This is a genomic window from Paraburkholderia sp. PAMB 6770, from assembly GCF_057748135.1.
Genome location: NZ_CM173239.1, coordinates 1,905,156 through 1,922,979 on the forward strand (window position 1 = coordinate 1,905,156; position 17,824 = coordinate 1,922,979).

The window sequence follows — 17,824 nt, forward strand, 5'->3', positions numbered from 1 at the left end:
CGGCGATGCGATGCGCGCACAGCGACTATGCTGAAATCGTCATCCGGCGCGCGCGAATCGCGCAAGACGACGCCTTTTTCGATCCTTAAACTGCGCTCTATCCATCACGCTCAGGAGAGAAGCCGTGGCGCATATCTGGGAGGGCGTTCTGCCCGCCGTCACCACCAAGTTCAACGCGGATTTCAGCATCGATCGCGCGAACACGACGATGAACATCGAAGCGCAGATCGACGCGGGCGTGGACGGCATCATCGTCTGCGGCTCGCTCGGCGAGGCGTCAACGCTGTCGCTCGACGAGAAGCTCGACGTGCTCGACATCGCCGTCGCGGCGGCGCGCGACCGCGTGCCGGTCCTGCTGACGATTGCGGAAAACAGCACACTCGACGCGTGCCGCCAGGCCGAGGCCGGCGCGGCGCGCGGCGCGGCCGGCTACATGGTGCTGCCCGGCCTGCGCTATCTCTCCGACCGGCGCGAGACGCTGCAGCACTTCCGCCAGGTTGCCGGCGCGAGCCCGCTGCCGCTGATGATCTACAACAATCCGCTCGCCTACGGCGTCGACACGACACCCGACATGTTCGCCGAACTCGCGGACGACACGAAGTTCGTCGCCATCAAGGAATCGTGCGGCGACGTGCGCCGCGTCACCGATCTGATCAACGTGGTCGGCGACCGCTACGCGATCCTGTGCGGCGTCGACAATCTCGCGATGGAAGCCGTGCTGATGGGTGCGCACGGCTGGGTCGCGGGTCTTGTGTGCGCCTTTCCGCGCGAGACGGTCGCGATCTACCGGCTGCTGAAAGCCGGCCGGCTGGAGGAAGCGCGCGCGATCTACCGCTGGTTCGCGCCGCTGCTCGCGCTCGACGTATCGCCTAAGCTGGTGCAGAACATCAAGCTGGCCGAGGCGATAGTCGGACTCGGCACCGAGCACGTGCGGCCGCCGCGGCTGCCGCTCGCCGGCGAGGAGCGCGCGGCCGTGGACCGGCTGATCCGCCGCTCGATCGAGACGCGGCCCGCGCTGCCCGCCCTCTGAGTCACGAACCCCGCGCGGCCGCTCAGGAAGCCGCTCAGGAAGCCGCACGGGAAGCCGCGCCGGAAGTCGCACGGGAAGCCGCACCGGAAGCCGCGCGGGAAGTCGCACCGGAAGCCGCACCGGAAGTCGCACGGGAAGCCGCGCGTGAAGCCGCGCCGGAAGTCGCTCAGGAAGCCTTTCACGAAGCCGCTCAGGCGGCCGCCTGGCGAACCTGCGCGTCGCGCCCTTCGAGACTCAGCAACTGATAGCCGCTGCGGTACACCGGCTGCAGCCGGAAGCCGTTGTGCGCATCGATCTGCAGGAGCAACCGCAGGCGCGACACGTGACTGTCGATGGTACGGGTGAACGCCCGGCATTCGCGCCCCCACACGGTCGCGAAAATGTGATCGCGCGACAGCACGCGGCCGACGTTCGCGAAAAACAGCACGGCAAGCCGGTACTGCGTGCCCGACAGCGCGACCGGCGCGCCGTGCAGCATCACGATCTGGTGACGCGCGTCGAACCGGTAAGGCCCCACCGCAAACCCGACGGACCGCTGCCGCGCCGGATACGCGCGCCGCAGCAGCGCGGCGACGCGCGCGCCGAACTCGGCCGCGCGCAGCGGCAGCGTGATGTAGTCGTCGGCGCCCGCGGCGAATGCGCGGACCGCGCTGCGCTCCGCGCCGTCGGCCGAGACGAGCAGAACCGGCAGCGGATTGCCGTGCACGACCCGCACGCAGCGCAGCGCGTCGAGTCCCGCGCCGTGCCGGCCGCCCTCGTCGAGCACCAGCAGGTCTACCGTGGTGTCCGCAAGCGCGGTCGATAGCGTGCGCTCGTCGCCGCAGACCGAACAGGTATGTCCCATCCGCGCAAGGATCGGTTCGACCGGCACGCATCGCCGGGGATCGTGCTGAAGCAGCGCAACATGCATAACGGAGGCTCGCGGCGGGAAAGGTGCTTCCGATTGTGCAAACCGGGGATCGGCGGGACCATCGGAACATTCCTAAATCACTGAGAATCTGGCGCGAACCGACCGGATCTCATCGCATTCTGACGCCAACCGGCATTTTCTTGACGCACCGCGCGTCGTGCCCCTGCACGACGCTTCGCCGCACGGCAGCGCCCTGCATCGACGCTTCAGCCCGTCTCGAAGCATCGCGGCGGCCGCATGCCCTACGATGGACGCATCATGAAAACGTCTTCTCCCACCTCGTTCGGCCTGCCGCTCGCGCGCATCATCGCGACGCTGAGCATCGGCTTCGTCGTCACGCAGCTCGACGTGACCATCGTCAACATTGCGCTCGCGCGTATCGGAGCGGATCTGCACGCGCGCGTCGCCGGCCTGCAGTGGATCGTCGACGCGTACACGCTCGCGTTCGCGGTCCTGATGCTGTCGGCCGGCGCCCTCGGCGAGCAGTTCGGCGCGCGGCGCCTGTACGCGGGCGGCATGGCGCTCTTCGCGGGCGCCTCGCTCGCCTGCGGCCTCGCGCCCGGGCCGGCGACGCTGGTCGCGGCGCGCGCGTTGCAGGGCGTCGGCGCGGCGGCGATGCTGCCGAACTCGCTCGCGCTGCTCAACCAGGCGTGCGCGCACGACCCGCGCCTGCGCGCCCGCGCGGTCGGATTGTGGACCGCGGCCGGAGCGATCTCGATTGCCGCGGGCCCCGTGGTGGGCGGCGTGCTGATTGCGGGGTTGGGCTGGCGCAGCATCTTTCTCGTCAATCTGCCGCTGTGCGCGGCCGGACTGCTCGCGACGCTCGCCTGGGTGCCGGCCGCGCCGGGCGCGCGCCGCGCCGCGGGCGAGCGCGCGCGCGGCCTCGACCTGCCGGGGCAAGGCCTGGCGGTGCTCGCGCTGACCGCTTTCACCGGCGCGGTGATCGAATGCCGGCCACTCGGTGTCGCGCATCCGCTCGTCGTCGGCAGTGTCGCGGCGGCGCTCGCGGCCGGCGCGGCCTTCGTCGTCGTGGAGTCGCGCGCGGCCGCGCCGATGCTGCCGCTCGCGCTGTTCCGCAAGCGCAGCTTCAGCGCAGCGGTGCTGTTCGGCATCTGCGTGAACCTCAGCTACTACGGGATGGTGTTCGTGCTGAGCCTGTACCTGCAGCAGGCGCGCGGGTATTCGGCGACGGGCGCCGGCCTCGCGTTCCTGCCGCTGACCGGCGGCTTTCTCGTGTCGAACGTGCTGAGCGGCTGGGTGGTCGCGCGCTTCGGCGTGCGGGTGCCGATGATCGCCGGCGGCGCGACCGCCGCGCTCGGCTACGCGCTGCTGCATCACCTCGACGCCGCGACGCCGCTACCCGTCGTGCTGATTGCGTTCGTGCTGATCCCGTCCGGCATGGGTCTCGCCGTACCGGCCATGACGACCGCCGTGCTGGCGAGCGTCGAGCGGCAGCGCGCCGGCATTGCGTCGGCGGCGCTGAACACCGCGCGCCAGGCGGGCGGCGCGATCGGCGTCGCGGCATACGGCGCGCTGGCGAGCGGCACGGGCGCGGCGCACATCGTCGCGGGAATGCAGACATCGAGCGCGATTTCGGCAGGACTACTGATCATTGGAATCGGCCTTGCCTGCCTGATCCATCCGCAAGCACACGCGGCACGGCCCGATGATGCGGCGCCCGCCGGGGGCGCCGCGCAGCCGGTCACGCGGCCAGCCGGGCAACCGCTCGAAACGGACTAGGGTCGTCGGCAAAAGACCGGCCGCGCCCGCGGCGACGCCCGCCTTCCGGCGGCCGGACGGCGGGCGTCAGAGCGACGCGTGCTGGATCTCGCCGCTCGCGAGCGCGCGCTCGATCAGCCCATCGGTCTGCGCCTTGCCGATCGCATGCGCGACAAGCCGCGCCGGATCCTCGAATTCGGCCCGCAGCGCCGCCAGCAGCCCCGAGGCATCGAAGATCACGAGCGTCTCGGCGGAATCGGCGCGGCTGATGATGACGCGCTGCAGCGTCGGCCCTTCGCCGAGACTGGCGCAGAACTGCATCACGTTGCCGTCGATCGTCTGGTCGAAATTCTGGATCATCGTGGATTCCTCATGGGTGCATCGGAACAGGATACACGCGCCGGAGCGCAGCGGGCGCAGCGGGCGCAGCGGGCGCGGCGCGGGCGGTCAGCCGAGCAGGCGGCGCGGCGCGCGGGCGCCGTCGATGCTCAGGCCGCCCGCGCCGGTCACGAACAGCAACAGGAAACCGCCCGCGATGCCGATGTTCTTCCAGAAGTGAATCACCGCGTCCCGCTGCTGCGCGGGGTCGCTCAGGTTCCAGAAGTCGTGGCCGAGCAGCGCGGCCGCCACCGTGTAGGCGGCCATCACCAGCGCGAGCGGCCGGATCTTGAAGCCGACGATCAGGAACAGGCCGCCCAGCACCTCGACCGCCGTGGCAAGCGGCGCCGCGACCGGCACGAACGGCACCCCCTTCGCGTGCAGCCACGCGGCGAACCCCGCGTAACCGAGCAGCTTCATTGCTCCGCTCCAGACAAACAGGACGGACAGCGCCAGGCGGGCGAGGAGAATGAGGCCGGAATCGACGGGACGCGTCATGAGGGCGGGCTCCAGATCGTGAATATCCGACAGACCCGGTGCTGCCGCGTCAGTTCCCGCGCGGCATCGGGATGCCCTTGCTATCATCGTGCGGGCGGCCGGCGCATGCACCGGCGGCCCCTTTTTCTCCCGATCGCGGCGGACTCCCCATGACATCCCTGTTCGATCTGAGCGGCCGCACCGCGCTCGTCACCGGCTCGACACGCGGGATCGGCCTCGCACTCGCACAAGGCCTCGCCGAAGCCGGCGCCGCCGTGCTGATCAACGGCACCCGCGCCGACGGCGTCGAACACGCGGTGGAGCGGCTGCGCGCGCAGGGCTTCGACGCGCGCGGCGATGCGTTCGACGTGACCGACGAGCGCGCGGTCGCCGCCGCGTTCGACGCGTGGGACCGCGCGGGCGTGCGGGTCGACATCCTGATCAACAACGCGGGCATCCAGTTCCGCCAGCCGTTGCTCGAACTCGCGCTAAGCGACTGGCAGCGCGTGATCGACACCAACCTGACCAGCGCGTTCATCGTCGCGAAGCAGGCTGCGCGCCGCATGATCGCGCGCGGCGGCGGCGGCAAGATCGTCAATATCGGCTCGCTCACGAGCGAGGGCGCCCGCGCGACGGTCGGCGCGTACACCGCGGCCAAAGGCGGCATCAGGATGCTCACGCGCGCGATGAGCGCCGAATGGGGCGCCTCGGACATCCAGACGAACGCGATCGGCCCTGGCTACATCCTCACCGAAATGAACCGCGCGCTGATCGACAACGCCGCGTTCGACGCATGGGTCAAGGCCAGCAATCCGTCGCAACGCTGGGGCAGGCCGGAGGAACTCGTCGGCACCGCGGTCTACCTGGCGTCCGCGGCATCGAGCTACGTGAACGGCCAGATCATCTATGTAGACGGCGGCTGGCTCGCGGTGCTCTGACCCGCGCGCCGCCGCTGCATCAACGCGTGCAGTTGCGCGGCGCGGGTGCGGGTGCGGGTGCGGGTGCGAATGCGTCCGCGCAGGCATCCGCCACGCGCCCGAGCACCGCGTCCCAGTCCTCGTGCGCCGCGCGCGCGAACAGCCGCAGCGTGTCCGGGTACCACGGCGAATCGGTGCGTCCGCGAATCCAGCGCCAGTCGGGATTGCGCGCCGGCAGCAGCACCCAGCAGCGCTTGCCGAGCGCCCCGGCGAGATGCGCCACCGACGTGTCCACGCAGATCACCAGGTCGAGCTGCGCGACGATGGCCGCGGTATCGGCCAGATCCTCGACCTGCGAACCCAGATGCAGCAGCGGCTGGCCGGCGGGCGGGCTGAGCGCCTCGTCCTCGCCCTGTCCTTTTTGCAGGCTGATGAACTGCGCGCCGGGCACCCGCCATAGCGGCGCGAGCGTCGAGAGCGACGGCAGCGACCGGTGCGCGTCGTTCTGGTGCCGCGCATTGCCCTTCCAGACGAGGCCGACGCGGCGGCCGGGCGGCAGCGCACCGAGCACCGCGCGCCAGCGCGCCAGCAGCGCGGGCTCCGCGCGCAGGTAGGCCGCCGGCGGAATCGTGTCGACGCGCGTGCGCAGATAGAGCGGCGCGCTCAACAGGCTGGTCCAGCCGTCGTAGTCGCCGGCGGACGCGCGCGCGAGCGCGTCGCGATGATCGCGCACCGCGTCGACACCCTCCACCGCGACAAGCAGCCGATGCAGCGGCGCGAGGCACGCCACCGTCAGATGCCGCGCGCCGCTCGCCTTCAGCTGCGCCAGGTAGCGGCCGAACTGGATCATGTCGCCGAGCCCCTCTTCCTGCCACACCAGCAGCGACTTGCCCGCGAGCGGTTCGCCGCGCCAGCGCGGACACGGCAGCAGCGCGGGCGTCTTGTGGTAGATGAAGTCCGGCTTGCGGTAGCGCGCTTCGTAGCGCCGCCAGCCTTCGTCGAAGCGGCCGGCGCTGAGCAGCAGCGTCGCGAGCGCGAAATCCGCGTCGGCGTTGTGCGGTTCGATGGCCAGCGCCTGCCGGTAGGCCGCCTCGGCGTCGTCCGTCCGGCCGAGCTCCTTCAGCGCGTTGCCGAGGTTGTAATGCGCGGGGGCGAGCGCGGGCCGCAACGCGATCGCCTGCGCGTACGCGGCGGCCGCGTCGGCCATCCGGCCGCGCTCGTGCAGCAGGTTGCCGAGATTGTTGTACGCCTCGACGGCCGCCGGATTCAGCCGCAGCGCGTCGCGGTACGCGGCCTCGGCCTCGTCGGGCCGCTTGAGCCCGTACAGCGCGATGCCGAGGTTGTAGCAGGCCTCGGCGTACCCCGGCTGCAACGCGAGCGCCTGGCGGCAGGCCGCTTCGGCGTCCGCGAAGCGTCCCTGATCGCCGAGCACGCCGCCCAGATTGTTGTATGCCTGCGGGTAGTCGGCGCGCAGTGCGATCGCGAGCCGGCAGGCGAGCTCCGCCTCGGGCAGCCGGCGCTGGCCTTTCAGCACGCCCGCAAGGTTGTTGAGCGCCTCCGGGTAGTGCGCGCGGACCGCGAGCGCCTGGCGGTACGCCTGTTCCGCGTCAGCGGGACGACCCAGCGCGTTCAGCAGGTTGCCGAGGTTGTTGTGCGCTTCCGCGCAGTCGGGGCGCAGCGCGAGCGACGCGCGGTACGCGGCCTGCGCGTCGTCGAGCCGGCCGCGGTCGTGCAGCACGATGCCGAGGTTGTAGTGCGCCTCGGCGTAATCGGGCCGGCACGCCAGCGCCGCGCGGTAAGCCTGCTCCGCCTCGTCGATGCGCGCGCGGCGGTACAGCGTCGCCCCGAGGTTGTTGTGCGCCTGCGCGTCGTCGGGACGCTGCGCGAGTACCGCGCGAAACTGCGCGTCCGCTTCGTCGAGCCGGCCGAGTCCCTGCAGCAGGATGCCGAGGCTGTTGTGCGCATCGGCGAACGCGGGCTCGGCCGCGATCGCTGCGCGCCAGTATGCCTCGGCGGCGTCCAGCCGGTCGAGGCCGAGCGCGCAGACGCCGGCCATGTGCAGCGCGCGCGGATCGGGGCGCGCGCCTGGCGCGGGGGCCGGTGCGGAACCACCTGGCGCTGTACCCTGCGCTGTACCCTGCGCTGTACCCTGCGCTGTACCCAGCGTTGTACCCGGCGTTGTACCTGGCGCTGTACCCTGCTCCGCCCCCTGCGCAAGCAGCGGCTGCACGCATGCCGCCGCGTCGGCGAAGCGGCCGGCCGCGCACAGCGCAAGCGCGGTCGCGAGCGGATCGGCGCCGGGCGGCGCGTTCGGGGATGACGCGCTCATCTGCGCGGAGGCGCGCTCACGATGCGTGCGCCCTCAATGCAGATCGGCGCGCACGCGCGCCTCCTCGGCGACGCCGCCGTCGGCCATCAGGTGCTCGACGAAGCGTTGCGTCGCCGGGTCCTGGATGAAGCCCGCTGCCGAGTGCGCGGCCAGAATCGCCGCGCCTTCCTGCGGCTTCGCGACCACGAAGCCCTGCACGTAGTCGACGCCGATGTCCCGCAGCGCCTGCAGCGTGACGGCGTCCTCGACCCACTCGGCGATACTGCGCATCCCGAGGTTGCGCGCGAGCGCGACGATCGCCTCGACGATCGCCGTATCCGCCGGATGCGCGCACATCGTGCGGACGAACTCGCCGTCGATCTTCAGCGCATCCGCCGACAGTTCCTTCAGATACCGGAACGACGTATAGCCCGCGCCGAAGTCGTCGAGCGCGATCTTCGCGCCCATTTCGTGCACGCGCGCAATGAAGCGCTGCGTGTTCGCGAGATCGTGCAGCGCGACGCCTTCCGTGATTTCGAGGCACAGGTAATGCACGACCGCGCGATAGCGCGCGAACAGCGCAAAAATCTCGTCGAGGAACGGCCCGTCGTTGAGCGAGCCGCCGCTCAGGTTCACGCACACGAAGTGCGTCTTCGGCAGCGCCGCGTGATGCTGTTCGAGCCAGGCGAGCACGCTCGTGAGCACCCAGCGGTCGATCGCGGTGATGTTGCCCGACTCCTCGGCCGCGGCGATCACCTTGTGGGCCGGCAGCGTCGAGCCGTCCCCGGCGCGCCAGCGCAGCAGCACTTCGAAGTCGAGCGACGCGCCCGGCGCATCGAGCGACATGATCGGCTGCATCACGAGAAAAAGGCCCTCGGGCACGCGGTTCTGGCCGAGCGTCTCGACGAGCATCAGTTCCCTGGCACGCTCCTCGAACGCCGGCGCGCCCTTGCGATAGGCGACCAGTTGCCCCTGCACGCCGTGCTTCGCCTTGCGGCACGCGGCGTCCGCATGCGACAGCGCATCCTGCACGCGCACGCCGGTCGCGCATTCGACGATGCCGATCGCCGCACGCATCTGGAACGCGCTCTGGCCGATCTGATACGGCGCCGCACCGATCGCCGCGATCAGCTCGCGGCCGAGCGCGACGGCCTCGTCGATCGTCGTGCGCCCCATCACGCAGATAAACTCGTCGCCGCCGATGCGGCCGACCGCGTCGTCCGGGCGCATCAGCGCCTGGATGCGCGCGACCACCTGGCGGAGCACTTCGTCGCCGGCCCGATGGCCGAACAGATCGTTGACGAGCTTGAAGCGGGCGAGATCGATGTAGGCGAGCGCCCACGGCGCGGGTTCCTCGCTTTGCGCGCCGATGGCGAGTTCAAGGCCGCGCCGGTTCAGCACCCCGGTGAGCGGATCGTGGCCGGCAAGAAAGCGCAGCCGCTCGACCGCCTTCGAGCGCTCGGTCACGTCCTGCAGCGAGCCCTCGATCCAGCCGTTCGCGCGGGTCGCCTTCAGCGAATAGCGCCGCTCGCCGGTGCCGCCCGCGGGCGAACCGCCCAGCTCCAGCTCGCCCTCGCTGCCCTTGTGCGCGAGCGCGAGCAGCGCGCCCCATGCGCCCGGCTCGAAATAGTCCTTCCAGAGGCGCTCGCGATACTCGGACTTGCGCAGATCGAGCATCGCGCGCAGCGCCGGATTCGCGCGCACGAAACGTCCGGTTTCATCGAGCGTGAACAGGCCGATCGGCGTCACCTCGTAGGTGTTGCGCAGCTCGCTCTGGATGCGCCGGCGCCGCTCGCGCTCGGCGCGCATCTGCTCGGCGATCGCGAACGCGGCCATCATGCTCGACGTGAGCGCCGCGAGCACCGGGCTCACGCCCGCCGCGAGCCGCGAGATGCCGAACACCGCGCCGAACACCTCGGAGAGGGTCGCGACCAGCACGACCGCGAGCGATGCGACGTACCACATCACGGTGCGCGAGCGCGCTTTCCACACCAGCCGGCCGAGCAGGAAAATCAGCACGCCGATGCCGAAGCCGCCGATCCCCCACAGCGCCAGCTCGAAATGCCCATATGACAGCGGCACCGCCAGCGCGAGCAGCAGCAGCCCCGCGTACTGCGCCGCGCGCAGCAGCCACTGATAGCCGATGCGCAGCAGCTCGCGCCGGAACAGCTGGCTGAACAGCGCCCCCGTCAGCAGGTAATAGGCGGCGAAGCTGAGCTTGCGCAGCAGCGCGAGGTCGTCCGCGGGGATCACGCGGCCGAGCCATTCGCCGTCCCAGCCCATGGCGTTCGCACACAGGCGCAGGTTGCCGACCAGCCAGACCGCGAAGATCACATAGGTCCACTCGCGGTTGATGAGCGCGGTGACGAACACGAACACCGCGAGCGTGAGCAGGCCGCCGGCGATCAGGCCCGAGCTCTGCTCGAAATCGAGTTCCGCGTTGCGCAGCTGCCGCGGGGTCCATGCGAGCACCGTGAGTTCGGCCGGCCCGGAAAAGCGGCTCTCGCAGAGGATCGTTTCGGGCGCCGCCAGCCGCCCGAGCGACAGCGCGAAGCCCGCGCGCGCCGTGCGTATCTGCCCGGAGGTCGCGACGCGGTCGCCCGTGCCGAGCGGATGCAGGTCGCGCGCGCGCCAGCATTGCACCGAGCGCGCATGGCGGGACGGCAGTTCGAGGAGCGCCGGGCGCGCCGGGTCGTCCGCGGGCGCGGCGACGAAACTGAACCAGATCGGCGTTTCCGACAGATGCGTGTGATAGCTCGCAACCGCCGGCGTGCCGGCGAGCCGCGCCAGCGCTTCGGCCGGATCGGGCGACGTCTGTTTTGCGTCGAATACGTGAAACGCGAGCGGCGGTCCGTGCTCGGCCGGAAACTCGCGCGGCAGGAACAGCATCGCGATCAGCGCGCCGAGTGCGATCAGGGCCGGCACCGCGTAGACCGAAAAGGCGTACAGCGCCTGATCGAGCCACGAACCGGACCGTCTGATCTTGAAGCGGGACAACGCACCAGACAGCGACATACCTGCGACTCTCCCCCGAAGTGCTGCTTGTCTTCCTACCTTGAGTCGCGGCGGCGGCCGCGCCCTGCGCCCGCCCCGCTCCCGACTGCCCTGCAGCGTCACTTCGAGGTGCGGCCCGCGTGAGCCCGCGAGGTCAGCCGGCCGCGACGAGATCAGCGTGCTCGTCGCATGCTAACCTGTCCGCGGGCAAAGTGAAACGCTCTGCTTGCCGCAAATCAATGTCCGGATGATGCGTCTGGAACACGAAGCCGAACAGCGGATGCCCCGCCTCCCGCCACTGCCGCCGCGCCTCGCTCACCTCGCCCGCCAGCACCCGGTGCGGCAGATTGCCGACGTGCGGCATCGGAATGAATTGCCGGTCGCCGAACACATCCTGGAACAGCATTGTCTCGTACTCGCGGTCGAGCGGCGCGCGCGCGGTGATGATCATCCAGTCGATGTGCTGCTGCTCGCAGAACAGAAACAGCGCCTTGAACAGCATCGCCTTCACGACCCGGCCCGGCGCGCCCGCCGCCACCGCGAGGCGCGTTGCCTCGGCGAGCCGGCCGCGGCTGCACCAGTCGGGCAGCGCGACCGAGCGCTGCACCTGCAGCGGCGCGTGCTCGTTGGTCTGGATCCGCATCGTGCCAAGCGGCGCGCCGTCGAGCTTCGATTCGGCCAGCAGGATCGTCCCGCCGGGCGCGCGGTCGCCGTCCTCGACGCCCAGCCGCTGCGCGAATTCCGGCACATGCCGTCCATACGCGGTGCGCCGCAGGCGGACCACCTGCTCGAGATCGGCGTCCTCGGTGGCGATACGTACGGTAAACGGCATCCAGGCGGGCTTCTGAAGCGGCTCGACCGCGATCAGTTCCGGCTTGCGGCCACGCTCTTCGGACATCCGGACGACTTCGTGTGTGAGATTCAGACGTTCCATTTTTATTCCCCAAGGAAGGTGACAAGGAGTTGCCGTTTGTTCGACCAGGGGCGTCGAGCCAACCGACTGTGCGAGCGTCGCACGAAGTCAAACGAAACTGTGCGGGTTACCGAAAGTTAAATGGATGTTTTCATTGAAATCTGGCGAAAAAATGCGGCCGGAGTCGACCGGCATGCGGGTCGGCGGGTGGGCCGGCCGGTGGGCCGGCGGGCGCGGGCGCGGGCGCGGGGGTGGGCCGCGGGCGCTGCCGCGCGACGGCGGCGCCCGCTTGCTCTACACTGACGGGCTTTTATCCGGCGACGCCGCCGCTCCCGACGCTGCGCGCCTCCGCCCCCTCGACGATGACCCTTCCGCCCACCGAACCGGCCGCAGAGCCCGCCGGCGCCCCGCCCGCCTCGCCTGGGCGCTCATTTGGGGGTTATGACACGCCTGCCGGGTCTGCTGGGTCTGCTGGGTCTGCTGGGTCTGCTGGGTCTGCTGGGTCTGCTGGGTCTGCTGGGTCTGCTGGGTCTGCTGGGTCTGCTGGGTCTGCTGGGTCTGCCGGGTCTGCTGGGTCTGCCGGGTCTGCCGGGTCTGCCGGGTCTGCCGGGTCTGCCGGGTCTGCTCCGTCGGCCTCACCGGCCCCATCGGCCTCAGACGCGCCGCCCGGCGGCGCCCCGCCGGCGCGGGTCGCGCGCAGCCGGGCATTCCAGCGCTTCTGGTGCGCGCGGGTGCTGTCGTCCCTGTCGTTCCAGATGCTGGCGGTCGCGATGGGCTGGCATATCTACGCACTCACGCATAGCGCGTTCGCGCTCGGGCTGGTCGGGCTCGCGCAGTTCCTGCCGATGTTCACGCTGACGCTCGTGGTCGGCCAGGTGGCCGACCGCTACGACCGGCGGCGCATCGCGGGCATCTGCCAGACGATCGAGGCCGCCGCCGCGCTGCTGTTCGCCGCCGGGTCGCTCGGCGGCTGGATCAGCGCGCCGCTGATCTATGCGCTCGCCGCATGCGTGGGCGCTGCGCGCGCGTTCGAGTCGCCGGCGCTGTCGTCGCTGCTGCCCGGCGTCGTGACGCGCGCGCAGCTCCCGCAGGCGACCGCCTGGGCGACCTCGGCGGGACAGACCGCGCAGATCCTCGGCCCGGCGCTCGGCGGCCTGCTATATGGAATCGGCGCGGGCAAGGCGTACCTCGCCTGCGCGTTCGGCTACGCGCTCGCTGCGGCGCTCGTCACGAACCTGCCGCTGCAGGGCAAGCCGCCCGCGCGCACGCCAGTGACGCTCGCGTCGGTGTTCTCGGGGATTGCGTTCATCCGCAGCCAGCCGGTGATTCTCGGCGCGCTGTCGCTCGATCTGTTCGCCGTGCTGTTCGGCGGTGCAACCGCGCTGCTGCCCGTGTTCGCACGCGACATCCTGCACGCCGGCCCGCTCGCGCTCGGGATGCTGCGCTCGGCCTCGGCAGTCGGCGCGCTCGCGGGCACGATCTGGCTCGCGCATTTCCCGCTGCGCCGCCGCCCCGGCGCGGCGATGTTCGGCGGCGTGATCGCCTTCGGCATCGCGACGATCGTGTTCGGGCTGTCGCACCGCTTCGCCATTTCGCTGCTGGCGCTCGCGGCGCTCGGCGCGTCGGACGTGATCAGCGTCGTCGTGCGGATGTCGCTCGTCCAGCTCCGGACGCCCGACGCGATGCTCGGGCGCGTGAGCGCGGTCAACTCGCTGTTCATCGGTTCGTCGAACCAGCTCGGGGAGTTCGAGTCCGGGCTGACGGCCGGCTGGTGGGGCGCGCAGCGCGCGGTCGTGATCGGCGGGGTGGCCACGCTGGCCGTCGCGCTGCTGTGGATGCGACTGTTCCCGGCGCTCAGGCAGATCCGTTCGCTAGCGGCGGACGACGACGCGGCCAAAGCGGTCTGACAACCGCGCGCCCGGCGGATGCGGCCGCACGGGGCCCGATAGCCTGCCGCGGGCACGGGCACGGGCGCCAGCACCAGCACCAGCACCAGCACGGCTGCGGCTAAGGCTGCGGCTAAGGCTAAGGCTAAGGCTGCGGCTAAGGCTGCGGCTAAGGCTAAGGCTGCGGCTACGGCTACGGCTAAGGACACGGGCGGCGCCCGTCGTCGTCCGCTTCGCTCCATTGTGTGCGCGGCGCCGCATCCGATGCGCCGATCCGCACCTTTTCGCGCTATGCTGGTCGAAAGCAATGCAAGGGTCATACGCCCACGCGAGCAAGGAGGAGATATGCAAAGCGCTCATCACGTTCATCTCGAACTGCGTCACGCATCCGTACCCACCTACGTAGCCAGTTACCTGTTCCCGATCGTCCTGATCCTCTACGAGGTGTACCGGGTCGGCCGCTGGATCCACGATTTCGGTCTGAATTTCACCCATTTCCACGACATGGGCTACGAATTCCTGCTGATGCTCGCGTTCGTTGCGCTGCAGATCGTCGTGGAAATCGTGTTTCTGGTCGGCGCGGCCGCCACGCGGCATCCGGACTACGCACATCGGGTGGCGAACGTGCTCGCCGGCATCGGCTGCTCGCTCGCCGTGATCGCACTCGATCTCGCCCTGCAATACGCGGTGTGACTGCGCAGGCCGGCGATGCCGGCCTGCGACGTCGCCTGGCCGGTGCTTCATCGCTGCTTCATCGCCGCTTTGTCGCGGACGCGCCATCGCGTTGCCCGCGCCGCGGGCAAGCCGTCATCGTGCACGCGGGCGGCGGCCGGCCCGTGCACCGGCAGCGACCGGCCCATGCACCGGCAACGGCCGGCCCAGACACCGCCACGGCGCTTATGACGCGCGCGGCGCGTCCGGCGCGAGCAGCACGCCCTTCTTGAACACGAAGCAGCCGTAGCCGCGGCGCTCGCCGGTCGCGATCACGCAATAGGCGGTCTTCGCGCGCGCGTAGAAAGCAAACCGTTCGAGCGACGCAAGCGGCAGCGGGCCGCCGTGCGCGGCGTCCACTTCGGTTTGCACTTCGCGCTGCACGGCGGGAACCGTCTGCGGTTCGCCGACCACTTCCATCCGCAGTGCCGGATGGTCGACGAACGTATCGAGCGGCAGCACCGACAGCACCGCGCGAACCGCACGCGCCGAGTCGGCGCCGTCCAGACGCAGCAGCTTGCCGGACACCGTTGCCCGCGCAACCGAATCGGCGGGGAAGTTCGCATCGCATATCACGACCTCGTCGCCGTGGCCCATCGCGCGTAGCGCATACAGGATGTCGGCGTTCAGCAGGGGGTCGAGGTTCTTCAGCACGGTGTCTCCATGGGCTCGTTTGACGGGATGCGCGCCGGAACGCAGGCCGGCGCGGCCCTGGCATTATCTATCACAAACTGATAGGTTAGCGACGGGAAGCGCCTGTCGCGCCGAAACGGGTCATCCCTCATTGCCGAAGGCCCGCGCGTCGGATAAAAGTACGCCTGCCTCGCGCGCGATACGCCGCCGCGGCGCAGCACGACACAGACCTCGACCCGCCCGGCCGCGACCGCGCGGGCTCTGCCGGATCCCGTCCAGCCCTGGCGGATCCCACCGCGCGCCCCTCTCTCAGGTTCTGGCAGCCCTCGGAAGAAGCCAGAACTTTTTACGCCAGCCTTGCGCTGGCGTTTTTTTGTCAGCTCTCTTTGCAAGCAGCCGCCATGCCGCGCGCGCTCCGCCGGCGGTCCGCACGCCGCGACGGATTTTCCGCCCTGATTCCGTTTAAAGGGACGCATACCGCGATCGCCGCCGGCGATGCGGACCCCGCCCCTTCCGGACAGGCACACAATGGCCAACCGCATTCTCCTTGTCGACGACGACGCCGATCTGCGCGCGCTGCTGAGTACCTATCTGACCCGCCACGGCATCGAAGTGGCGACCCTCGGCCATGCGCGCTCGCTGGCGCTGCGTCTCGAACAGGACCGTCCCGACGCGCTCGTGCTCGACATCACGCTGCCCGGCATCGACGGACTCGCTGTGCTGCGTGCGTTGCGCGCGCAAGGCGACGACTTGCCGGTGGTGCTGCTGAGCGGACTCAGCGAAGCCGTCGATCGCATTGTCGGCCTCGAACTCGGCGCCGACGACTATCTCGGCAAGCCGTTCAACCCGCGCGAACTGCTCGCGCGCATCGACGCGGTGTTGCGCCGTCGCGCCGGGCCGCCGTCGATCGCGCGCGGCCGGCCGCACGCGCTGCAGATCGGCCGCTTCACGCTGGATCCCGGCACGCGCATGCTCCGCACCGGGGAACGCGCGCTGATGCTGTCCGCAAGCGAGTTCGCGCTGCTGAACGTGTTCGTCTCGCATGCGATGCGCACGCTCACGCGCGAAAGGCTCAACGATCTGCTCTATGGTTCGGCGCGCGCGCACACGGACCGCGGCGTCGACGTGCAGGTCTGGCGTCTGCGGCGCATCCTCGAAGTCGATCCGTCGGCGCCGCGTCTGATCCAGACCGTGCGCGGCCGGGGCTACGTGTTCGTGCCCACCGGTGCGCCGCAAGGCGGCGCGCTCGCCTGACGCGCGCCGTGCATGCGGACCCGGGGGGCGGGGGGCGGGTCCGCGCGGTTGTTGTACGGTTGTTGCACGGTTGTCAGGTCGATCGCCAATGATCTGGCATCGTGCGCCCCCCGGCCCCGCCTTTGCGCTCCGACCCGCAAACGATTCCGCGCAACAATCGCGACCGCGCTGCCTTTTTCCGCTTCGCATGGCGCGAATCGGCGGCGCGGCGATACGTCCTCGCCCGCGTTACAAACGCTGCGGAATTTGTAACCAGCGCCGCGGAGGATGTTACGAATCCATTCGACCCCGAATGCATTCGGGTCGCCGGTACATATTACTGGAAATTTCACATCCTTTCTTTTTCCTTTCTGTTTTAATCGGCTATTGGCATTTACACCGATGGCCGCCCAATTTCTTCAGATGATTTTCCAGTTCTCCGTCCGGCGCGCCAAAGCGCTGTCCTGCAAGGCACGCGGCGGTGCGACGGGGTTCCGTTACAGCACCATGAAAGAGTTACCGAGAAATGTTGTATTTAAGCGAGATATTTTTTTGAGAAGGTATTGATTTCCTCAAGTGCACTTCATACAATTCCCTCCAAGCTGTTACGAGATGTAACACCTTGTATCAATCAGTCAGCTTTCGTATCAGGCAGTGACTTGTCGCCGGAGGACCGCGAGTCCGGCGAGGCAGAAAAGCATAACGGCACACCAAAGCCGGCATAGCAATTCGGGGCTTCGGAAACAGCAAAAATGGACCGCAGCAGCGAAACTCGGGATTCGATCCGCGAGATCAACTTGTCTTACATCATGCTCGCACAACGCATGTTGCGCGAGGACAAAGCCATCGGCATGTTCCGTCTGGGACTGTCGTCGGAGCTGGCCGATCTGCTGACGGGCCTGTCGCTCGCGCAGGTCGTCAAGCTTGCCTCCTCCGACCAGCTGTTGTGCTTTTTCCGCTTCAACGACCACGCGATGCTGTCGGCGCTGACGCAGTCGCCCAAACACACCGAGGTCGCGCCGACGCACGCTGCCATCCTGCTTGCCGGGCAGCCGGCCGAACAGTTCGCCTGACGGAGTCACGACGATGCTCAAGCGAAGCCTCACGGAAGACGCCCAGGAAGTATTTCGTGCGATCGCACTGATCGAACTGGGCGCGCGCATGCAGGTGCTCGAAAGCGAGTTGACGCTGTCGCGCGACCGCATGATCCGGCTGTACCGCGAGGTGAAGGGCGTGTCGCCGCCGAAGGGCATGCTGCCGTTCTCGGCCGACTGGTACATGACGTGGCTCGCCAACATCCACGCGTCGCTGTTCTACAACACGTACCTGTTCCTGAAGAAGGAAGCGCATTGCTCGCATCTGGATGCGCTCACGAAGGGCTATCGTCTTTATCTCGAACATTGCCAGCACAGCGGCGCCGAGCCGGTGCTGGATCTCACGCGCGCATGGACGCTCGTGCGCTTCTTCGACGCGGACATCCTGCAGCTCACGCCGTGCTGCCGCTGCAGCGGCAAGTTCGTCGCCCACCGGCACGACCTGCAGCACAACGTGGTGTGCGGCGCCTGCCAGCCGCCGTCGCGCGCGGGCAAGACCCGCAAGGCCGCGGCCGCCGCGAAGGCCGCCAGCAAGGAAGAGGCGCTCGACGCGCCGCAGGTCGCCGAAGCCGCCTGAGGGCGGCCCCCCCTCCGTCACAGGCAGCGTGCCGGGCGGCGCCG

General features: G+C 69.5%; 14 protein-coding genes and 1 pseudogene. 8 read left to right on the forward strand and 7 right to left on the reverse strand.

Annotated features, from left to right (window positions below; translation table 11 throughout):
* Positions 1 to 124: 124 nt before the first annotated feature.
* Complete coding sequence (locus AC3AP7_RS25855) at positions 125 to 1,030, forward strand: dihydrodipicolinate synthase family protein (protein ID WP_487363146.1); 906 nt, start codon at positions 125 to 127, stop codon at positions 1,028 to 1,030.
* Positions 1,031 to 1,220: 190 nt separating this feature from the next.
* Here AC3AP7_RS25855 and AC3AP7_RS25860 read toward each other — a convergent pair whose 3' ends face one another.
* Positions 1,221 to 1,940 carry a response regulator transcription factor gene (locus AC3AP7_RS25860; RefSeq protein WP_487363147.1) on the reverse strand — a complete coding sequence of 240 codons (720 nt, stop codon included), beginning with the start codon at positions 1,938 to 1,940 and terminating at the stop codon, positions 1,221 to 1,223.
* 258 nt (positions 1,941 to 2,198) lie between these two features.
* Between AC3AP7_RS25860 and AC3AP7_RS25865 the strand changes: the two genes are divergently transcribed.
* Positions 2,199 to 3,680 (forward strand): MFS transporter, encoded by a 1,482-nt coding sequence (locus AC3AP7_RS25865; protein WP_487363148.1) that lies wholly within the window; start codon positions 2,199 to 2,201, stop codon positions 3,678 to 3,680.
* A gap of 66 nt (positions 3,681 to 3,746) precedes the next feature.
* On the opposite strand, the gene AC3AP7_RS25870 is transcribed toward AC3AP7_RS25865, so the two are convergent.
* Both AC3AP7_RS25870 and AC3AP7_RS25875 read right to left on the reverse strand, forming a co-directional pair.
* Entirely contained in the window at positions 3,747 to 4,019 is a 273-nt protein-coding gene (locus AC3AP7_RS25870; RefSeq protein ID WP_487363149.1) for a hypothetical protein, read from the reverse strand.
* Between the two features lie 87 nt (positions 4,020 to 4,106).
* The gene (locus AC3AP7_RS25875; protein WP_487363150.1) at positions 4,107 to 4,535 is read right to left on the reverse strand and encodes a DoxX family protein; all 429 of its coding nucleotides are present in this window, start codon (positions 4,533 to 4,535) and stop codon (positions 4,107 to 4,109) included.
* A gap of 149 nt (positions 4,536 to 4,684) precedes the next feature.
* On the opposite strand from AC3AP7_RS25875, the gene AC3AP7_RS25880 reads away from it, so the two are divergent.
* On the forward strand, positions 4,685 to 5,452 hold the full coding sequence (locus tag AC3AP7_RS25880; RefSeq protein WP_487363151.1) for an SDR family oxidoreductase: 768 nt from the start codon (positions 4,685 to 4,687) through the stop codon (positions 5,450 to 5,452).
* A gap of 19 nt (positions 5,453 to 5,471) precedes the next feature.
* Here the strand turns inward: AC3AP7_RS25880 and AC3AP7_RS25885 are convergent, their stop codons facing one another.
* The 3 genes from AC3AP7_RS25885 to AC3AP7_RS25895 all read right to left on the reverse strand — a co-directional run bounded on the left by AC3AP7_RS25885 (position 5,472) and on the right by AC3AP7_RS25895 (position 11,667).
* A complete protein-coding gene (locus AC3AP7_RS25885) occupies positions 5,472 to 7,760 on the reverse strand; it encodes a tetratricopeptide repeat protein (RefSeq protein WP_487363152.1) in 2,289 nt (762 codons plus the stop codon).
* Between the two features lie 33 nt (positions 7,761 to 7,793).
* The gene (locus AC3AP7_RS25890) at positions 7,794 to 10,754 is read right to left on the reverse strand and encodes a putative bifunctional diguanylate cyclase/phosphodiesterase (RefSeq protein WP_487363153.1); all 2,961 of its coding nucleotides are present in this window, start codon (positions 10,752 to 10,754) and stop codon (positions 7,794 to 7,796) included.
* A 133-nt stretch (positions 10,755 to 10,887) separates the two neighbouring features.
* A complete protein-coding gene (locus tag AC3AP7_RS25895; protein WP_487363154.1) occupies positions 10,888 to 11,667 on the reverse strand; it encodes an N-acyl amino acid synthase FeeM domain-containing protein in 780 nt (259 codons plus the stop codon).
* 617 nt (positions 11,668 to 12,284) lie between these two features.
* On the opposite strand from AC3AP7_RS25895, the pseudogene AC3AP7_RS25900 reads away from it, so the two are divergent.
* A pseudogene (locus tag AC3AP7_RS25900) lies at positions 12,285 to 13,553 on the forward strand (MFS transporter); the annotation flags it as partial.
* A 324-nt stretch (positions 13,554 to 13,877) separates the two neighbouring features.
* Positions 13,878 to 14,225: a hypothetical protein gene (locus AC3AP7_RS25905; protein ID WP_487363155.1), complete on the forward strand. Its 348-nt coding sequence runs from the start codon at positions 13,878 to 13,880 to the stop codon at positions 14,223 to 14,225.
* Between the two features lie 204 nt (positions 14,226 to 14,429).
* On the opposite strand, the gene AC3AP7_RS25910 is transcribed toward AC3AP7_RS25905, so the two are convergent.
* Positions 14,430 to 14,897 (reverse strand): RbsD/FucU family protein, encoded by a 468-nt coding sequence (locus AC3AP7_RS25910; RefSeq protein WP_487363156.1) that lies wholly within the window; start codon positions 14,895 to 14,897, stop codon positions 14,430 to 14,432.
* Between the two features lie 507 nt (positions 14,898 to 15,404).
* Between AC3AP7_RS25910 and AC3AP7_RS25915 the strand changes: the two genes are divergently transcribed.
* From AC3AP7_RS25915 to flhC, 3 genes are all read left to right on the forward strand, one after another.
* Entirely contained in the window at positions 15,405 to 16,130 is a 726-nt protein-coding gene (locus AC3AP7_RS25915) for a response regulator (protein ID WP_487363157.1), read from the forward strand.
* 731 nt (positions 16,131 to 16,861) lie between these two features.
* Complete coding sequence (gene flhD, locus AC3AP7_RS25920; RefSeq protein ID WP_487363158.1) at positions 16,862 to 17,182, forward strand: flagellar transcriptional regulator FlhD; 321 nt, start codon at positions 16,862 to 16,864, stop codon at positions 17,180 to 17,182.
* A gap of 13 nt (positions 17,183 to 17,195) precedes the next feature.
* Positions 17,196 to 17,780 (forward strand): flagellar transcriptional regulator FlhC, encoded by a 585-nt coding sequence (gene flhC, locus AC3AP7_RS25925; RefSeq protein ID WP_487363159.1) that lies wholly within the window; start codon positions 17,196 to 17,198, stop codon positions 17,778 to 17,780.
* Positions 17,781 to 17,824 lie beyond the last annotated feature (44 nt).